This window comes from Shewanella sp. 553 (assembly GCF_059338375.1).
Genome location: NZ_CM181701.1, coordinates 2,515,906 through 2,534,221 on the forward strand (window position 1 = coordinate 2,515,906; position 18,316 = coordinate 2,534,221).

General features: G+C 48.1%; 13 protein-coding genes. 6 read left to right on the plus strand and 7 right to left on the minus strand.

Going from position 1 to position 18,316, the window contains the following annotated elements; genetic code table 11:
* Positions 1-39: 39 nt before the first annotated feature.
* Positions 40-1,749, minus strand: a complete 1,710-nt coding sequence (locus tag AC5YBZ_RS11240; RefSeq protein ID WP_494542913.1) for an RluA family pseudouridine synthase — start codon at positions 1,747-1,749, stop codon at positions 40-42.
* Positions 1,750-2,534: 785 nt separating this feature from the next.
* Here AC5YBZ_RS11240 and AC5YBZ_RS11245 point away from each other — a divergent pair.
* The 5 genes from AC5YBZ_RS11245 (at position 2,535) to panP (ending at position 9,450) form a co-directional block, all read left to right on the plus strand.
* Entirely contained in the window at positions 2,535-2,759 is a 225-nt protein-coding gene (locus tag AC5YBZ_RS11245) for a hypothetical protein (RefSeq protein WP_494542914.1), read from the plus strand.
* Between the two features lie 401 nt (positions 2,760-3,160).
* Positions 3,161-3,562, plus strand: a complete 402-nt coding sequence (locus AC5YBZ_RS11250; RefSeq protein ID WP_494523703.1) for a GFA family protein — start codon at positions 3,161-3,163, stop codon at positions 3,560-3,562.
* 1,426 nt (positions 3,563-4,988) lie between these two features.
* The gene (locus AC5YBZ_RS11255; protein ID WP_494521387.1) at positions 4,989-6,347 is read left to right on the plus strand and encodes a GntP family permease; all 1,359 of its coding nucleotides are present in this window, start codon (positions 4,989-4,991) and stop codon (positions 6,345-6,347) included.
* 123 nt (positions 6,348-6,470) lie between these two features.
* Entirely contained in the window at positions 6,471-7,637 is a 1,167-nt protein-coding gene (locus AC5YBZ_RS11260) for a glycerate kinase (RefSeq protein ID WP_494521386.1), read from the plus strand.
* 169 nt (positions 7,638-7,806) lie between these two features.
* A complete protein-coding gene (gene panP / locus AC5YBZ_RS11265) occupies positions 7,807-9,450 on the plus strand; it encodes a pyridoxal-dependent aspartate 1-decarboxylase PanP (RefSeq protein ID WP_494521608.1) in 1,644 nt (547 codons plus the stop codon).
* A gap of 41 nt (positions 9,451-9,491) precedes the next feature.
* On the opposite strand, the gene AC5YBZ_RS11270 is transcribed toward panP, so the two are convergent.
* The 3 genes from AC5YBZ_RS11270 to AC5YBZ_RS11280 all read right to left on the minus strand — a co-directional run bounded on the left by AC5YBZ_RS11270 (position 9,492) and on the right by AC5YBZ_RS11280 (position 12,831).
* Entirely contained in the window at positions 9,492-9,896 is a 405-nt protein-coding gene (locus AC5YBZ_RS11270; RefSeq protein ID WP_494521385.1) for a thiol-disulfide oxidoreductase DCC family protein, read from the minus strand.
* A gap of 84 nt (positions 9,897-9,980) precedes the next feature.
* A complete protein-coding gene (locus AC5YBZ_RS11275; RefSeq protein WP_494521384.1) occupies positions 9,981-10,445 on the minus strand; it encodes a GyrI-like domain-containing protein in 465 nt (154 codons plus the stop codon).
* Positions 10,446-10,731: 286 nt separating this feature from the next.
* Positions 10,732-12,831 carry an amidohydrolase gene (locus AC5YBZ_RS11280; RefSeq protein ID WP_494523704.1) on the minus strand — a complete coding sequence of 700 codons (2,100 nt, stop codon included), beginning with the start codon at positions 12,829-12,831 and terminating at the stop codon, positions 10,732-10,734.
* A 194-nt stretch (positions 12,832-13,025) separates the two neighbouring features.
* Here AC5YBZ_RS11280 and AC5YBZ_RS11285 point away from each other — a divergent pair, with 194 nt between their 5' ends.
* The gene (locus AC5YBZ_RS11285) at positions 13,026-13,673 is read left to right on the plus strand and encodes a TetR/AcrR family transcriptional regulator (protein WP_475514343.1); all 648 of its coding nucleotides are present in this window, start codon (positions 13,026-13,028) and stop codon (positions 13,671-13,673) included.
* Between the two features lie 407 nt (positions 13,674-14,080).
* Here the strand turns inward: AC5YBZ_RS11285 and AC5YBZ_RS11290 are convergent, their stop codons facing one another.
* The 3 genes from AC5YBZ_RS11290 to AC5YBZ_RS11300 all read right to left on the minus strand — a co-directional run bounded on the left by AC5YBZ_RS11290 (position 14,081) and on the right by AC5YBZ_RS11300 (position 18,024).
* Positions 14,081-15,841 (minus strand): phospho-sugar mutase, encoded by a 1,761-nt coding sequence (locus AC5YBZ_RS11290; RefSeq protein WP_494542915.1) that lies wholly within the window; start codon positions 15,839-15,841, stop codon positions 14,081-14,083.
* A gap of 212 nt (positions 15,842-16,053) precedes the next feature.
* Entirely contained in the window at positions 16,054-16,815 is a 762-nt protein-coding gene (hdhA, locus tag AC5YBZ_RS11295) for a 7-alpha-hydroxysteroid dehydrogenase (RefSeq protein ID WP_494521381.1), read from the minus strand.
* Positions 16,816-17,073: 258 nt separating this feature from the next.
* A complete protein-coding gene (locus tag AC5YBZ_RS11300; protein ID WP_494521380.1) occupies positions 17,074-18,024 on the minus strand; it encodes a GGDEF domain-containing protein in 951 nt (316 codons plus the stop codon).
* Positions 18,025-18,316 lie beyond the last annotated feature (292 nt).

The window sequence follows — 18,316 nt, forward strand, 5'->3', positions numbered from 1 at the left end:
GGGTCTCAAGTTGATGGCGCTAACCGCTATGCGTTAACCCTAAAATGCAGGCTCAGCCTCAAAGGTCATCCGCACCTGTGTTGTAGGGTGATTAAGCACTAACTTCTGCGCATGTAAATGTAATCGGTCCGCTTTAGTGCCGTATAGATCATCACCAATAATCGGCAGATTAAGTCCATCAACATGGGCACAATGCACCCGCAACTGATGAGTACGGCCAGTTTGGGGATAGAGGTATAGCCAAGTGTGGTTATCGTCTCGCGCCTTGACCTGCCACAGGGTGTGCGCCTGTTTACCATGTTCAAAACAGACCAGCTGGCGCGGCCTGTCGTCAAGGTCGACTCGCAGTGGCAAGTTAATCTCGCCCTGCTCGCCTGCGACAATCCCCGCCAGTTTCGCCACATAGCGTTTCTCAACCGTGCGGCCAATAAACTGCTGCACCAGCGCCCTGTTGGCCTCTTTGCTTAAGGCTATAACCATTAGGCCCGAGGTCGACATATCCAAACGATGCACGATCAAAGGCCCCGTCGCCGTGGGAAACAACTGCTTCATGCGCGCATAAACTGAATCGGTAATATTTTTGCCCGGCACCGACAAAAACTCAGCCGGCTTGTTGATCACCGCTATCGCCTCATCTTGATACAAGATATCGATAGTTTTACCTTCAGCCGGGTTATTCAATAATGGATTGTCATCCATCTCGATGCCTTTAAGCATATGGCTCAAAATCGGTTGGCATTTACCATGGCACGCACCATAAAACTGCTTATGTTGCTTCACCTCTGACTTTGGTGAGGCGCCCCACCAAAACTCGGCTATCGCCAGTGGCGTTAACTGCTGGGCAAAAGCGTATTGTAGTAACTTAGGCGCGGCGCACTCACCGGCTCCCGCTGGCGGCAGCTGATTGGGCGCAGCGTTAAAGATCTGATTAAGATCTTGCAGCTCACCCGCTTGATTCAAAAAGCGATACTGAGCGAACAGTTTTTGCTGCAAGGCGTTAGACTGCTTTGCCCGCCGCGTTTTAAGTGATTCAATCTCGGTCTCTAACAATTGTAACGAGGCGCTCGCCGCTGCAATGAGGCTATCCCAATGCTGCTTTATCGCTTTTAGCTGGTGCTTTTCAGCCACACTCTCTTTGCCCAATTGCACATTTAACGCGGCTAACGGCTGTGGGCCTAACTCAGCTTCCGCCTGAGCGCGCGTTAATTTGCGCGCTTTGCGCCCTTCGATAATAGCCGCGCGCATCGCTTCAAGCTCATCATCAGCCTGTTGCACTAATGTGGCTAACTGCTCTCTCAATCTCGATAACTCTGTCGAGGCCTCAAGCTGTGTTAACTCACAGGTCAGCTGATTAATCGCCTGTTGCTCAGCATGAAAGAAGCTGTCTTTAGTCAACATATCAAAGACTGGCGGCACAAAACCATCGATAAGGTTTTGCTCAGCCAATTTGCCAGAAAATGCCGCCAAGTAACCAATCTCACCGCTCTTGTTGCGCACTAACAGCACACCAAACATCTTACCGATAACATTATTGGTATCGCTGCCTAAGCCAAAGTTATGTTGCCAATCCGTTTGGCTACTCAGATAAGCTTGTAGCTCCTCTGCCGCCAAAACGCACAAAGGGTGCGGCTCATAATAAAACGGAAAGGTAAAACGCTCGGGTAGTTGATAACTATCGATTGGCGATTTAAACGCGGTAAAACAATGCTGAGCCTGATCTACAGGAGCTTGGATAGGAGCTTGGTGCATAAATTATTGACATCTTAACGGTGACAGAGCGAAACAAGACTGATACGACACAAGGCCTGCACAGCAATAATGAGGCGTGATTTTACGCTGTCAGGCCAGTGAAGTCATTATTTAGCAACCCGTGCAGTGTGAGGAAGGTGGATATTGAAATGAAGCTTTAGCTTTTTTAAGTTTACTTGAGCTGCGTTATGCTGAATTTTCATTTATTGATGTGCTTTGAAGACGCGCCTTAATGGCAATTAATAGCCTGCCGAAGGTGCAGTGCATGGATGCGCAAATGTCGTGATCACATGGATATGAAAGAACGACCTTATGTGCAAGCGCTCTTTTGGCTCGGTGAGTGAAGCGTCGCTTCGAGCCCACGAACGAGAGACTGGGTGAGCTTGGCGACAGCCATATACTCGTGAACGAGAGACAGGGATGTCGAACTGGCTTTTGTATATGGATATATTTTGTCGAACTGGCTTTTAGTTAGGGATATCGTTGTGAGCCATCCGTGGAGGCTTGGCATTTTTTTGAGTAGCGGCTGGCTGCATTTTCATTTATTGAAAGCGGTGAAGGTTGAACCTTCAATGTGAGTTAATTGCTTGCAGCAGGCTTATGTGCAAGCGCTCTTTTGGCACGCCGCGAGCACGTCCTTGTGGGCTCTGCGAAATCATCCATGATTTCGAAGGCCAAAACCGCGCTTACACTTATATCTATCGCCTCTTCGATTTAGCCGTATTTGGTGTGAACTCAGAATTAAAAGCTAACGTACTTTTGCCCCAAAGTGTGCTGGTCTTGGAATGAAGAACGATGACATTTGTTTAAGTAGCGGCTGGCTGTATTTTCATTTATTGAAAGTGTTTGAAGGTCGAACCTTCACTGTTATTAATCGCCTGTCCGGCGGGGAATGTGCAAGCGCTCTTTTGGCTCGCCGCAAGCACGTCCGTGTGGGCTCGGCGAAATCATCCATGATTTCGAAGGCCAAAAGCGCGCTTACACCTGTACTCATCGTCTCTTCGATTTAACTTTATCTGGTGTGAGTTGCGAGAGAAAAAAGTGAAAAACACAGATTAGTGCTCGATAAGTATCCGTAGATTCAGTAAGACCTTGCTATGAACATCAGTGAGGCAAAGGCCTGCGGCCTTAGTGGTATGAATGGTCTAAAAAGCACGGTTAATCACGAGTATTTGCCGTCAAGAGGCGCTAATGAAATATAAAAATACTAAAGAAGACCAATTGATAACCTTACCTCAGCTCAAAAAAACGACTACCACATAAAAGCAAACTCCTATAGCATAATGCATACCAAATACATGGATGTGGCAGCGGCCAAGTCCAATAAGCGATTTATGCCTTGCAGACAACGTAACGCATAAATACTAAAACGTTATGTGTGTTTTATCCACAGGCCATGGAAGGGATTCTGATGACTGATCATATTGGTTCTTGTCTGTGTGGCACCGTGAGCTTTGAGGTAAAAGGTGAGTTCGATAGCTTTTACCTGTGTCATTGCCAGCATTGCCAAAAAGATACGGGTTCGGCTCATGCGGCAAATCTATTCTCACAGTCAGCTAAATTGGTCTGGCGGTCGGGTGTAGATGCTGTGACCTCCTTTACGCTTCCAGGCACTCGTCATAGCAAAAGTTTTTGTAAACTGTGTGGCTCAGCGTTGCCGAGCACTCAGATCGCAGGTTTACTCGTCGTTCCGGCAGGGTGTTTGGACACTGAAATCTCTATGTCGCCAACAGCGCACATCTTTTCATCCAGCAAAGCTGCTTGGGTTGGAGAGTTAGGGGAAGTGCCAAAGTTCGAGGGGCTGCCAAATTGAGCTACCATCACATAACCAGTGGCTGTTGGCGGACACACCTACGCTGCGCGCCGCAAAGCCAAGCGTTAAATTCACGGAGTGGAACCATGAGAACGATACTCGCAATCACACTGCTACTTCTCCTGTCGGGCTGTGTATCAACTCATATGAAGAAGTACATCGGAAAGGATATTCGTGAAGTAATACTGGATAGCGGTCCGCCGCTTAACGCAATGGACATGGGCGGTGGAGTAAGAGCTTTTCAGTTCAGATGGGGCGGTGGTACTTTCAGCATGCCAAGCACCACAACAACACAAGGAACTATTACGTCATATGGTGATAGTGCTTGGCTTTCTGCAAGTTCAATCACGACTGGGGGTGGTGTTGTCCATAGTGAAGGGTGTCTAATAAGTTATATGACGACATGGAATAGCACCCAGAAAACATGGATTGTAAATGGCATCAGGTATCCAAAACGTCTTGTCTGCTAATGCATTTAATCGGTAGCCGGAGGTATCTAACCTCCAACCCCCACACCACCCTGCATGCGGCTCCGCACACGACTAAATGGATTTAGGAGGTAGGGCAAAGCAGGATGCCAGAGCCGAGGGCGGTTCATTTAGAACGCCTAACCTAAACTTTCTGGTTAGCTTCTTAGTTTCGAGAGTGAACTGCGATCCATCCATCTCTTAATGAACAGAAGCCTGCTTTCTTAAGAGCGTCATTACTAATGATAATGTGAATCGTATAATTTAGAGCCTAAGCACTAAACGATTTTTGTCCAAAAACAATTTAACTTTTGATTGTCCGAGTGACACTAGTAAGGTCAAATAGAAGAGATTAAGAACTCGGGTGTAGGTGCGGTTGTGACCTTCCGTGACATGGATGTCACGGCAGAGCCTACAGGGATTGTACTTGAACAACGTCCATGTCTAAAAGCCAGTTCGGCATCCATGCCTCTCGTTCGTAAGCGCGAAGCTGGGCTTCACTCACCGTGTCACAGAAGCACCTGCACGAAAGCCATGCGGCAGGCAATTGGTTGCCATAAAGGTTAACGCTACCATCAGCGATGTAAAAAACCTATTCCGGCAAATGCTATAAGCCAAACAATGCCTACACCTTCATTCGAAGGCCCTGCATTCTTTCATATCCATGTGATCACGACATTTGCGTATCAGTGAAATAAAAACAACTCAACAAAATGCCGCAAGCAAAAAAGCGCAATATGGTCATAGCTAGCACACCAAAGCGTCAAAATATGTGCAATTGCACAAAATAAGCTTATAAATCCCTTAAAAATTCATCAAGTTTGCCGAAGCTTGATTATCCTTTTGTGCGGATAATAGTCGCAGCCTGAAATACCTTAGCCCTCACTTTAGGTGGCGCTGACTAAGCGGGTCATTGTTCGAACAATCAAATAAATATAACCCAAATACAGGGACACCCTATGAGCCTCGTACTGATCTTGCTCGCCGTGATCGCGTTTATCGTTATCGCCACGTCGAAATTTAAGTTACATCCGTTTTTAACCCTTATTCTCGCGTCATTTATTGCTGCATTTGCCTACGGGCTACCAAGTGCTGATATTGCCAAAACCATCACCTCTGGCTTTGGTGGCATCTTAGGCTATATCGGCCTAGTGATTGTATTAGGTACCATTATTGGCACCATCTTAGAAAAAAGTGGTGCGGCTATCACCATGGCTGATGTAGTCATTAAGGTGCTGGGGCAACGCTTTCCCACCCTCACCATGTCGATCATTGGTTACTTGGTCTCGATACCGGTCTTTTGTGACTCAGGCTTTGTGATCTTAAACTCGCTGAAACAATCGATGGCCAATCGCATGAAGGTCTCAAGCGTGTCGATGAGTGTCGCCTTAGCCACCGGCCTGTATGCCACCCATACCTTTGTGCCGCCAACACCTGGGCCTATCGCCGCGGCGGGGAATTTAGGCCTCGAATCAAATCTTGGATTGGTGATTGGTGTCGGTATTGTCGTCGCGGCCGTTGCCGCCTTGGCCGGCATGTTGTGGGCCAACCGTTTTGCCCATGTAGAACCCGACGGTGAAGGCGCACAAGAGCTTAAAGAGAGTGTCGAAGATTTCGATAGCTTAAAAGCCGCTTACGGTAAACTGCCTAGCCCAAGCAAAGCCTTTGCGCCTATCTTCGTGCCGATTCTGTTAATCTGTTTAGGCTCTATCGCTAAGTTTCCGTCACAGCCTTTAGGCGATGCTAACCTCTTTGCTGTGCTCACTTTCTTAGGTCAACCGGTGAACGCCTTGATGATTGGCCTCATGTTGTCGCTGGCATTACTTAAGAGCGATAATCGCATCAAAGAATTTAGCGAGCGGATCAGCCATGGCTTAGTTGTCGCTGCGCCGATTTTGCTGATCACCGGTGCTGGCGGCGCATTTGGCGCAGTATTAAAAGCCACCGAAATTGGCAGCTTCCTTGGCAGTTCATTGTCGGCTCTGGGCATTGGCATTTTCATGCCCTTTATTGTGGCTGCGGCGCTTAAGTCGGCGCAAGGTTCATCCACCGTCGCCTTAGTGGCCACCTCGGCGATGGTCGCGCCTATGCTTGGCGATATTGGTCTAGCAAGCGAGATGGGCCGAGTGTTGACCGTCATGGCCATTGGTGCAGGCGCCATGACAGTGTCTCATGCTAACGACAGCTTCTTTTGGGTCGTCACCCAGTTTAGCCGCATGAGCGTTAAGCAAGCCTATAAAGCGCAGACAATGGCCACCTTAATTCAAGGCGTAACCGCAATGATTTTAGTGTATCTACTGAGTCTTGTGCTGCTGTAAACAATAATCATCGGCATGGGCCTCAACCATTAATCGAGACCCATGCCGCTTATCACGCAAGATGTGCGCCCCCTTTTCCGCCCACGGCTTGTCACTCCCATTTTTAGATCACAGGATGTTTCAATGAAGATAGTCATTGCGCCCGATTCGTATAAAGAAAGCTTGAGCGCCATGGAAGTTGCCACCGAAATCGAACGCGGATTTCGCCAAGTGCTCCCCAATGCAGACTATGTAAAAGTTCCCGTCGCGGACGGCGGCGAAGGTACAGTGCAATCTATGGTTGATGCGACAAACGGCAAGATCATTGAACTGTCCGTTATCGGGCCACTGGGCGAGCCCGTCACGGCTCGCTACGGTATTTTGGGTCCCAAAAATATTGGCGCAAGTGTTAATAAAACCAAAACGGCGGTTATCGAGATGGCCTCGGCTTCTGGGTTACATCATGTCCCTATTGGCCAGCGCAACCCGCAGTTAACCACCAGCTATGGCACTGGCGAACTGATATGTCACGCCCTAAATGCAGGCATAAAACATATTATTATTGGCTTAGGCGGCAGTGCCACCAATGATGCGGGCGCGGGAATGCTACAAGCCCTTGGCGTGAATCTGCTCGATAAACATGGGCAAGCCATCAATGTGGGTGGCGCTGGGCTTGAAGCGCTGCACTCTATCGATATCAGCCAATTGCATCCACTGCTAGGTAGCTGTCAAATCGAAGTCGCCTGTGATGTTAACAACCCACTGTGTGGCGATAAGGGAGCCTCGGCTATCTTTGGCCCACAAAAAGGCGCGACTGACACTATGGTTGAACGCCTCGATAATGCGCTGGCCCATTTTGCCGATATCACATCCAAAACCACGTTAACCGAACACCGTAATACCCCGGGAGCGGGCGCTGCTGGCGGCATGGGCTTTGCGGTACTGGCTTACCTTAAGGGTGAACTCAAACCCGGTATCGATATCGTAATGAAAACGGTCGATCTGGCCGAAGCGCTCAAGGGCGCCGATCTGGTGATCACTGGTGAAGGTCGCCTCGACAGCCAAACCCTGCATGGCAAAACGCCCATGGGCGTCGCTCGTGAAGCCAATAAGCTGAACATTCCGGTGATTGCCATTGCAGGATGCGTCAGTGATGATGCCAATGTGCTACTCAATCATGGCTTTTGCGCGCTCTTTTCTACCACCCCAAGGGCGATGCCGCTGAACCAAGTGTTGGCCAGCGCCAAACATAATTTATACTCCACCTCGGTAAGCATTGCCGCGCTATATAACACCAATCGCACCCGCTAAGCCAAATAAAGGATAACGGGATCGGCTCAATCCCTTTATCCTGATAAACAACGGCCATTTAACTTTTCCGCTTGATGCGTTATAAAGCTTACAGTAAAGTGAGCTCCCATTTTTGACTGACCACGCCCCAGCAATAAGGGAGCGGGTCACAGTGAAGCGATGCACCTTGATGACATCTAAACAGACACGACAAGCAACGGCCTCTGAAGCAGCATTACTGCGTATTTTCACCTTGCCAGAAGCCCCCCACTCGACCTTGAGTCAGATTGAAAAAAATCTCTCTGAAAATCTCATGGGGTTCTTAAAAGAAAATATTGTCGCCGTCGAAAAACCCTTAACTGAAATCGAGAAAGATTTTCAGGCGCACCAAATTCCCGCATCACCGAGCTTTGTGTCCGATTACGCCGAGCAGATGATGCAAACCTTAATTGCTCACAGCGTGCACACCTCGGCGCCAAGCTTTATCGGCCATATGACCTCGGCACTGCCCTACTTTGTGCTGCCGCTATCGAAGATGATGGTGGGGCTTAATCAAAACCTCGTCAAAATTGAAACCTCAAAAGCCTTTACACCGTTAGAGCGCCAAGTACTGGGCATGATGCACCATATGGTATATGGACAAGCTGATGGTTTTTATGACAATTGGATGCACAGCGCTAACCATTCGCTGGGGGCGTTTTGCTCTGGTGGCACGGTGGCGAATATTACTGCGCTGTGGATTGCCCGTAACCGCTTGTTAAAAGCCGATGGGGATTTTCGCGGCGTCACCGCCAGCGGCTTAATGGGCGCGCTGCGCCATTATGGCTATGATGACTTAGCCATTTTGGTGTCGACTCGTGGACACTACTCGCTTGGTAAAGCCGCCGATCTCTTAGGTATCGGCCGCGATAACATTATTCAAATCCCCTGCGCTAAAGATAACAAGGTCGATGTGGCTAAGATGCGCGCCGCAGCGAATGAGCTCAAGGCGCGTAATATCAAGGTGATGGCGATTGTAGGCGTGGCTGGCACCACAGAAACCGGCAATATCGACCCTTTAGACGCGCTTGCCGATTTAGCCGCAGAGCTTGAGTGTCATTTTCATGTGGACGCCGCATGGGGCGGCGCGAGTTTATTATCCAACAAATATCGTCACCTACTAGCCGGAATTGAGCGCGCCGACTCGGTCACCATCGATGCCCATAAACAGATGTATGTCCCTATGGGCGCAGGCATGGTGCTGTTTAAAGATCCTCAGCTGGCGAATGCCATTAAGCACCACGCCGAATACATTTTACGTAAAGGATCAAAAGATTTAGGTAGCCAGACACTGGAGGGCTCTCGCCCTGGCATGGCGATGTTAGTGCACGCCTGCCTGCAGGTGATTGGCCGCGACGGCTATGAGATTTTGATAAACAATAGCCTAGAAAAGGCGCGCGACTTTGCCGAGCTGATTAAGCAGCAAGCGGATTTTCAGTTGGTGTCGGCACCCGAACTCTGCTTGCTGACCTACCGTTATGTGCCCGCTACAGTGCAGCGTTTGCTTAAACTGGCGGTGCTCGATAGCGACCTTAACAAGGTAAGCCAGATAAACGGTTTACTCGACGGCCTGACTAAATTTATACAAAAACGTCAGCGCGAACAGGGGAAATCGTTCGTGTCGCGCACCCGAATCACGCCAGCAGATAATCTTGAGCTCACCTCGGTGGTGTTTAGAGTCGTACTCGCTAACCCGTTAACCGGAGATGATATTCTGCAGCAGGTACTTGAGGAGCAACGCGAAATTGCCCAGCAAGATAACCCATTCTTACCGCAGCTATTAGCCTTAAGCTAAACCGGAAATAAGCCCTATCTTATATTTAACTGACAACCGCTTCACTCAACGAAGCGGCTTTGGGTGTCATCATCGGGGAGCAAACAGAGCGGGCGCTGGCCAAATAAGCGGTAACGATAGCGCGCTACTAAATCATATATCCCATCACGTAACCATAAAGGCAGCCACCGCCCATAACGTAGCAGCGGCCAGTGACCCGCTAATAATTGGGCAATTTCAATCGCCGCCTCACTCTTGATATATACCCTATCATGTTGAAATAGATACACAGTGTCATGCTGCAATAATGTCGCATCACTTTGCGCCAGTATTGCCTGCGCGGCAGCGCTTTGTAGAGCGCAAAATCGAAACTGTTTGTGTGGATCGCGCCCGATAATAAAAGTCACCGCGCCGTGACATAAATTACAACGCCCATCAAACATCACTAGCGGCTGCAGATGCGTCATTAAGTTTTACTCATTAATCCGCACCTCAGCGTCCATCGGCACAACATCAAAACCGTGAGCCGCATCAAGATAAACGGAGAAGAGTTACACCTCAACATGGACACCGATATAAATATCGACACTCTCACCTGAGGTATAACATTCAAAATCGGTCAGGTACTGGCGCTGATAAGGACAAGTTGCGGCGGCAAAATAGGTCCAAATCTGTTGCCAGAGCTTAAATACAGTATGAGGCATTTCGCCCTTGGCACTAAAGCAGAGGTAATTGCCAGCGGCTAAGGTAACCTTAGTAAGCGCTGTATTGGTCAGCGAAGTGGGCAATGCCTCACTCACCACCGCCGCCATAACGCTAAACTCACCGTTCATGTCCGATTGATAATCATAATACACCCCATAGAGCGGCTGATTGCCGAGGTGCTCGCCATATTGCGCCATAAACGCTTGCCACATAGGCGCAATTTTTTGAGTTTGACTGTCGGCCTCTGCCGCATTGGTGGTGCGAATGCTTAAGCCACTCACTTGCTGCGCCGCCCGTGTCACTGTTTTCATCTCAACTCCCGTCTCTGTCTCTGTCTTATCAGCCTAAGCCTTGGCTTAGCCATTGACGCTTAGCTTTTGGCGCGTAGTGATGACTCGCTGTTGTCGATAAACAAGCAACAAACACCCTGCAATGCCTGCACGCTACATCTGCGTGATTCATCATAGGGTAGTCACCTGAATATAGATATATGGGGATAAGGAAAGTTAAGCCGTCTTAAACTGGCACAGCGTATAAGTAAAAAAGCGCTATGTTAATAAAACCCTAAAGTTTATCAACATAGCGCTTACTCATTGCCTACTCATTGCTGGCGGCTTGATAAACCACTTCGCCATCAAAGACCGTTGTCAGTACCTGAGTGTCATACACACCATAAATCGCCTCAGGATCGTCGCTTTCAGCCAGCTCAACAATGTTACGGTCAATAATCACCAGATCCGCTCTTTTACCCACTTCGATTGAGCCAACAATGTCATCTTGGCGCAGCGCCTTGGCACCATTAATGGTATAAGCGGCGATCATTTGATGCACATTAAGCACCTGATTGGCATTGAGTGAATAGAGTTCATCGCCAATAAAATCGTTGCGCGTCATTCCCGTCGCCATATGTGAAAATGGCACTGGTTCTCTGGTATCAACCGGTGCATCACTCCCGGCAATTAATACCGCTCCCGCATCTTTTGTGGTCTTAGTTGGATACGTCGCCTGTATGTAGTAGTTGTTTTCATCGAACAAGGTGGCAGGTTCAAGATTATCTAGCTCATCTAAAAATGGCATCACACTTAAGTCATATAAGTAATCAGGGATAGCCCAACCATAAGTGAAAGCCAAGTAAATACCCAGCTCACCTAAGCGTTGCTGATCGTCCGGGTGCACCACCTGAAGATGGGCTATGGTATGGGGCAAATTACTCGAACTATTTTTGGTTTTAGCGATTTCAATAGCATCGATGCCAGAGCGAACCGCGCCATCTCCCACCGCATGCATGTGCACCACAAAATCAGCGGCATCCAATTCAGTGACAAAGGTATTTAAGAAATTAATGGGCGCGATATGATTCTCATTAAACAGAAAGGTGTCACCGCTGGCCGCTAATGTTTCGCCTTTTTCTTTGGCACATTGAGTGGGATGATAAGAGTAGATCGCCATAAACGCGGCGACCTCAGCCGTATCATTATAATCATCAGGCTGACTTCTCACGGCCTTACACTGATCACTTTCTAAGTCGACATATCCCTCTAATGTCACAATACCATCAGACAGTTGACTCAAATTAACAATGGGCTGTTTAAAATCGTCAATCATCACCGATGTGGGTAAGGTCGGTGGCACTTCAATCAGGCTTCCCTCCTGCACTCCGTCAATCATGATCTTAACCGCATCCGCTTTGATGTAGGGATAGCTTGTTACACTTTCACGCACCGCTTTCACGTCAGCGATCAAGCCTGCGTAGTTCACCACACCAGCATTGATATTCTCAGCGACACTGTATTTTTGCGCTGCTGTGAGCCTAAAAGTCATGTTGCCGTCATCGGCGAGCTGTTTATACAGGGCTAATTCATCGGGTCCAACCCAAGCATCTTGCACCGATGTAATGCCATACTTATTAAGCTTTTGCGCTATTTTTGGCAGCTCTTCAGGGTTCTGTTGCAACGGATAGAGAAAATTAGGCACGCCCACGAGATGCAGCGCCGATTCCGACAAATTACCATTAGGGTTACCCGCCGCATCCACACCAACAAACGGCGCATATTGGCTAAATTCACCTTTGAGAGTCTCTTTATTTAAGCCAACCACTTCGCCCTTATCGTTTTTCACCTTTGCCAGCGCAAAGCTATTAGCGGCGCCCGTGTGGCCATCGGGGCCAGCAAGGTAAACCGCTTGTGTCGTTGAGATAGCATCGAGCGCGGCAACCAAATTCTTATAGCTCGCCGTCGGCTCGTTGCCAACATAGGAGTTCCACTGCAAGGCAAATATGAGCTCATCATCGCCATATTGATACTGCGCCTTACAGCCATTAAGTGCGGCAACTAATCCGTCTAAATCCATCTCTTCCACACCGAGATCGCACATATCAACATCGACAATGCCGGTTGGATGAATATGGGCATCATGCAGCCCAGGTAACATCATTTTATTTTCTAACTCATTGATCTTTGTCTCATCGCCAATAAACGCTTGGACTCCTGCAGTATCGCCCACATAGATGATCTCTCCCGCCTTTATCGCTATCGACTGTGCAACGGATTGATTCCTATCGGCAGTATAGATGTAACCGTTTTGGTAAATGGTATCGGCAACCACTTGGCTATCATTGCTTTGCTCTGTGTCATCGCTTCCACATCCCGTCATCAAACAAAGCGTTGTCGCAGCTAACAGTGTTTTAACTAATTGCATCATTTCTCCTTATATTTAATTTCAGCAATTACTGAAATAAACTATAGGATCATGGTCAAATATCAAGCAGTAAATTCAATATTTTTTACAAAAAGATAACAAATCTTCATTTTGTTCAGTTTTTAAAACAGCGATTAACTTTAGAAAGCATCTGATTTTTCTGATAAAGTATCTTTTTTAATGGGGGTTTAACATTGATTGAATTGCCAGTGCCAACACGCTTGCAATTACGTAAGCAGCCAAAACAAAAGCGCACCTTGGCGCTATTAGAAAAGGTGATCCAAAGTACCCAAACTTTGGTGCAACAGTATGGTTATCATGCTGTAAATACTAATGCGATCGCCCAGCACGCAAACATTGATATAAAGTCTCTGTATGAGTTTTTCCCCAATAAAGAGTCGATCCTTTATCTCATCGCCGACAGGTGGCTATTGTCACTTAGGCAAATGTGCCTCGATTTTGAATCAGAGCCCTATATGCAACTGCAATGGCGGGATTATTTCTATCAAATTTTAATCCGTTGTCGAGCCGACGGGCATTACGAAACCAACTATCACTCTTTACAAGGATTGTGGGAGCTGATCCCAGAGTTTACCGCTCTAGATGATTTTCATAGAGAGTTCTTAATTGCATTCCATATCAGACAGTTTCGTCGCTTTGGTGCCACGGGATCGGATGAAGAGTTAACTATGCTATGTCTATTTTTAATGGGGATGGAAGATGGTGTTGGCTTGGCGTTTGCGCACCTTGACCCAAAACAGTCAAAGCAACTTTGGCAGCTGCAATACGATACCTATTGCTTTCATTTAGAGCGTATTTTACCTAACTCATCAAGCACATAATCTGGGGTAAATTCACCTGACAAAAGTGTATTATCAAAGGTAACTTAAGCCCTGCTCTGGGCTTAATTCACTTAGGCTTAACTCACAGGGATGACTGTCTCGTTTTATTGGCCTAGCCTTGATAAACCTAAGCTTTATTCAGATAGTTTCGTTGAAATAGCTTTTGTTAACCTCACTATATTGAACGGCTTTATTGAGCCGCTTTATTGAATTAGCCACTAAATTAGGTAACCTATTCGATCATTTCAGTCTTGTTTTGCTATTGCATTAGGTGCATTAAGGGCCGGACATTAGCCCGTCGCCTAAATGATAAAAGCCACCGTTCATCCTCGGTGGCTTCAACTGACGCTAAGCAACTAAGTTAATGTCCCGCTTCATTAACTGACCTTATTTGTCAGCCACATAAGTTACCTCAACTTCGATAGCTCAGCTTGATGCACGCTGATAATGTCATCCATATGAGCCTGCGCTCTCTGCTGGGCACTTAGTAAATCATCATCTGCCGTCATAGACTCGACCACCTCGTAATAACATTTTACCTTAGGTTCGGTGCCTGATGGGCGAACAATGACCCTAGCGCCATCGTCGAGCTGATAAATAAGCACATCACTGCGGGGCAAGTCTATAACCTCCTCTTGACCATCAGCAAAGTAACGCATGCCAAGGCTAATATCATCAGTTGATACCACGGCTCTGCCGGCAACCTTACGCGGTGCTAATGCCCTTAACTGCTCACCAATAGTCGGGCCGCCCACCTTACTCTGATCTAGGGCAATACTGACCTGCTGATTAAGATAAAATCCGTGCTGACGATAGATAGCTTCGAGCCTGTCCCAAATGGTTTGCCCTTGGGCGGCGAGATCTGCGGTTAATTGAGCAAAGGCCACTAAGGCCGATAAGCCATCTTTATCCCACACCATGCTGCCGATGGTGTAGCCCAGCGCCTCCTCATAGGCAAACAAAAACTGATTGTCTGGCGTTTGCTTAGCCATGCCCACATTGGTTAACCATTTAAAGCCGGTTAAGGTGGTTTCACACACACCGTTCATCGCCGCACTCACCTTAGATAACAAACTGGATGAGACTATGGTGCGGCAGGTAAGCCTTTGATTTTCTGGCGCATGAGACAATAAATAATGCCCTAACAACACCCCCACTTGATCGCCTGTGAGCATTTGATACGCCTCAGCTGCCGTCATAGTGGCAGAGGCATCGGGCTTTCTTACCGCCACCGCAAAGCGGTCGGCGTCGGGATCGTTGGCGCACGCTAACATGGCATTATGTTGGTGCGCTTCGGCCATCACCAAATCCATCGCCCCAGCTTCTTCGGGGTTAGGAAAATTCACCGTCGGGAAATCGCCATCCGGCTCACGCTGCGCAGCCACCGAATACACCTGAGTAAAGCCAGCATCTTTGAGCACAGTTTCCGCCATCTCAGCGCCGACGCCATGCATGGCGGTATAAGCTAGGCTCACTAATGTGGGTTGGGTATGGTTTTGCAATACTTTGGCCTGTTTAATGCCGTTGCGGTAAGCCTGATAAAAATCGTCGCCGAGCATCACCAACAACTCGCTTGCCAGCGCATCTTGAGTCGGCATTAATGACACTCGCTGCTGAGCAGCCTGTTCGATACGCGCCGCAATACCTGTGTCGTGCGGCGGAATAATTTGTGCGCCATTGCCCCAGTAGACTTTGTAACCATTGTATTGTGGCGGATTGTGGCTCGCGGTGACCACTATGCCCGCAGCCGCCTTAAGGTGCAGTACACCAAACGCCACTAATGGCGTGGGAGCCACATCTTCAGTGAGATAAACCTTTATCCCAGCTTCAGTCAACACAGCAGCGGCATCATAGGCAAACTGACTGGAATCATGGCGGCCATCAAAACCGATCACCACACCACGACTGGGGGCATCTTTGACCTGTGCTTTAAGGTATTCGGCTACCCCTTTTGAGGTTTGTTGAACCACTAAACGGTTCATTCGCATCGGGCCGGCCCCCACCACACCACGGATCCCAGCGGTGCCGAAGGTCAATCGGCCACTAAAGCGCTGCTCAAGCTCACTATGGTCACCGCTATCGAGCAAGGCTTGGATCTCGGCGTGACTGGCGGGATCGCCATCTAGCCCTAACCAATGATGAATTTTTGCCTGTAAATGTGCATCCATATTAACCTCCTTTTCACCGAGTAAACCCTTATGCGAATACCTAGAATCACGATTAACAGTAGGCCGCTGCGCACAAGAGAACAAGTGAATTTGTATTAAGGTTAGTATACGCAGTAAAGCTGTGGGGCGTTCATGATCAATCGCTACCACACGCTCATCACCAAAGCGCGTGATAGCTAAATCCTCACATGGCTCAAGGCCAGAGTCAGTGCCTAATCCAGCTCCTGCACGCCGCCCCCACTAATGGTTAATACTTGGCCACTCACCCAACTGGCCGCCCCAGAACAGAGATAAAGTGCACCATAGGCGATGTCACGAGTCTCGCCTAAGCGCGCCAATGGGGTATGTTTCAGCATAGCCTGCTCAATTTCAGGGGTTAACACGCTATTTAAGGCATCGGTCTTAATGGCGCCAGGGGCGATGGCATTAACCCTAATGCCCTTGGGCCCTAAATCGAAAGCGATGTTACGCGTCAGGTGGCTCAGCGCCGCTTTTGATGAACCATAGGCCGCCATATTGATATTTTTATTCTCCGCCGACATCGAAGAGATATTTAAAATAGCGCCGCCATTGGCCTCGGCCATATGAGGCGCGCACAGCTGGCACAATCTAAATACTGAAAATACGTTAAGCTGATACGCTCGGTTAAACTCATCCATCGACATATCAAATGGTTTGGGGCCGCCACCACCGGCATTATTAACCAATAAGGTGATTTTACCGAAGGCGGCTAGGGCCTTGTCGACTAACTCGGTTAGGGCGGTTTCATCGGTGACATCACACCCAACTGCGATGGCTTTGCCTCCGGCAGTGGTGATGGTTTGTGCCACATCGGCCGCAGCCTGCGCTTTAAGATCGCTCACCACCACAGCCGCGCCGGCCTGAGCAAATAACTGCGCAATGGCTCGGCCAATACCAGCGCCAGCACCGGTCACAATTGCTACCTGGTTGTCGAGTTTAAATGCCTCTAGCATGGCTAAGTCTCCCTTATATCATTCATGAAAATAGTATCGTTAATCAACAAATCAGCCAAAAATCACCGCACACCTTAACTTGTGTGCAGGCTGAAGAGGCCGTTAAATTTACATCTGGTGATTAGCACATAATAAGTTATTAAACAGTTGATTAGCACATTAGGGTAATTTGGCGGCAATCACAATCCCTGTAGTCAAAGCACGTCCGGGGGAAAATCAGACATAAACAGGTAATGCTCCGCCTTGAGCAAATCCTTATCACGCCGTTAACACGACACAGTTTTTACCGGCTCCCTTAGCCCGGTACAAAGCGGCGTCGGCGCGTTTGAGACAATCTTGATAACCGGCATCACTTATCGCCATGCTCGCCACACCAATACTGACCGATGCCGACAAGCCCTGCACCGCCAACCGTGCAAACTCGGTTAGCGCACATTGATGTAATCGCTCGGCAAATGCTAAAGCTTGTTTTACGCTCAGACAGGGCAAGGCCAATACAAATTCATCACCACCAAAACGATAAGCCGCGTCGGTTTTTCTAACTTGTGCGCGGCAAATATCCGCCATGGCAACGATGATATCGTCGCCCATATGGTGGCCCAAGGTATCATTTATGGTCTTTAAATTATCCAGATCGAGCATCAATATACTGCAAGGTACACCATGGCGTGTCCATTGCTCATAATGTAGGGTTAAATCACGATCTAACCTGCGCCGATTAAATAACCCAGTGAGTTGGTCGGTATCGCTGTACTGTCGCAGTTGCTGCTCCATTTCATGTCGCTTAGAAATATTGCTTGCCACCCACAGCACCACACCCTCACCCTCGATTGTAAAGTCGAGCGGTTGGATACGCCCCTCAAACCAAATGGGCTGCTCTGGCCCATCGTCTGATACTCCTAACACATCTTTATTGGATAGCTCATACTCTTCAATGAGTAAGATATTAGATTGTAACGCTTGCGCTATTTTATCGAGGAACCACTGTGCTTTATCTGCCGAGATAAGTTCATGTAGATATAAACCAACCAATGTAGAACCATCATGATAGTAACGCGAATCGTTGCCGCCAAATACGCCAAGATATTTGCCACTTTGCGACAAGATAAAAGTTGGGTCGGGTAAGGCTTTTAACACCGCTGCTAGGTGTTCGATGTGCACCGCAGTGACAGTAGGATGTTGAATAGGTTTTGATCTGGATAGATGCATGGTTTAATCCCTATCGAGTAAGGAATGCCGTGCGAGCATGTCGCTTTATCACCTAACGAACCTGACTGATGGCCGATAAGGTGGCACTTTCGTCCTGAAATTATGCTTATACTCAGATTACGTTTTTAACAGCTTAACAACAAGGTAATTTCGCGCCTAAGCTTTGATCTAAAACCTGTTTTCAGCCTAAAAATATAATTAACCTTGCCGCATTCACCAAACGTGAAGCGATCTTAATTATGCAATCGCAGCCAAAATGGTTATTTTGCTATTTCACTACAACCATGGCTAC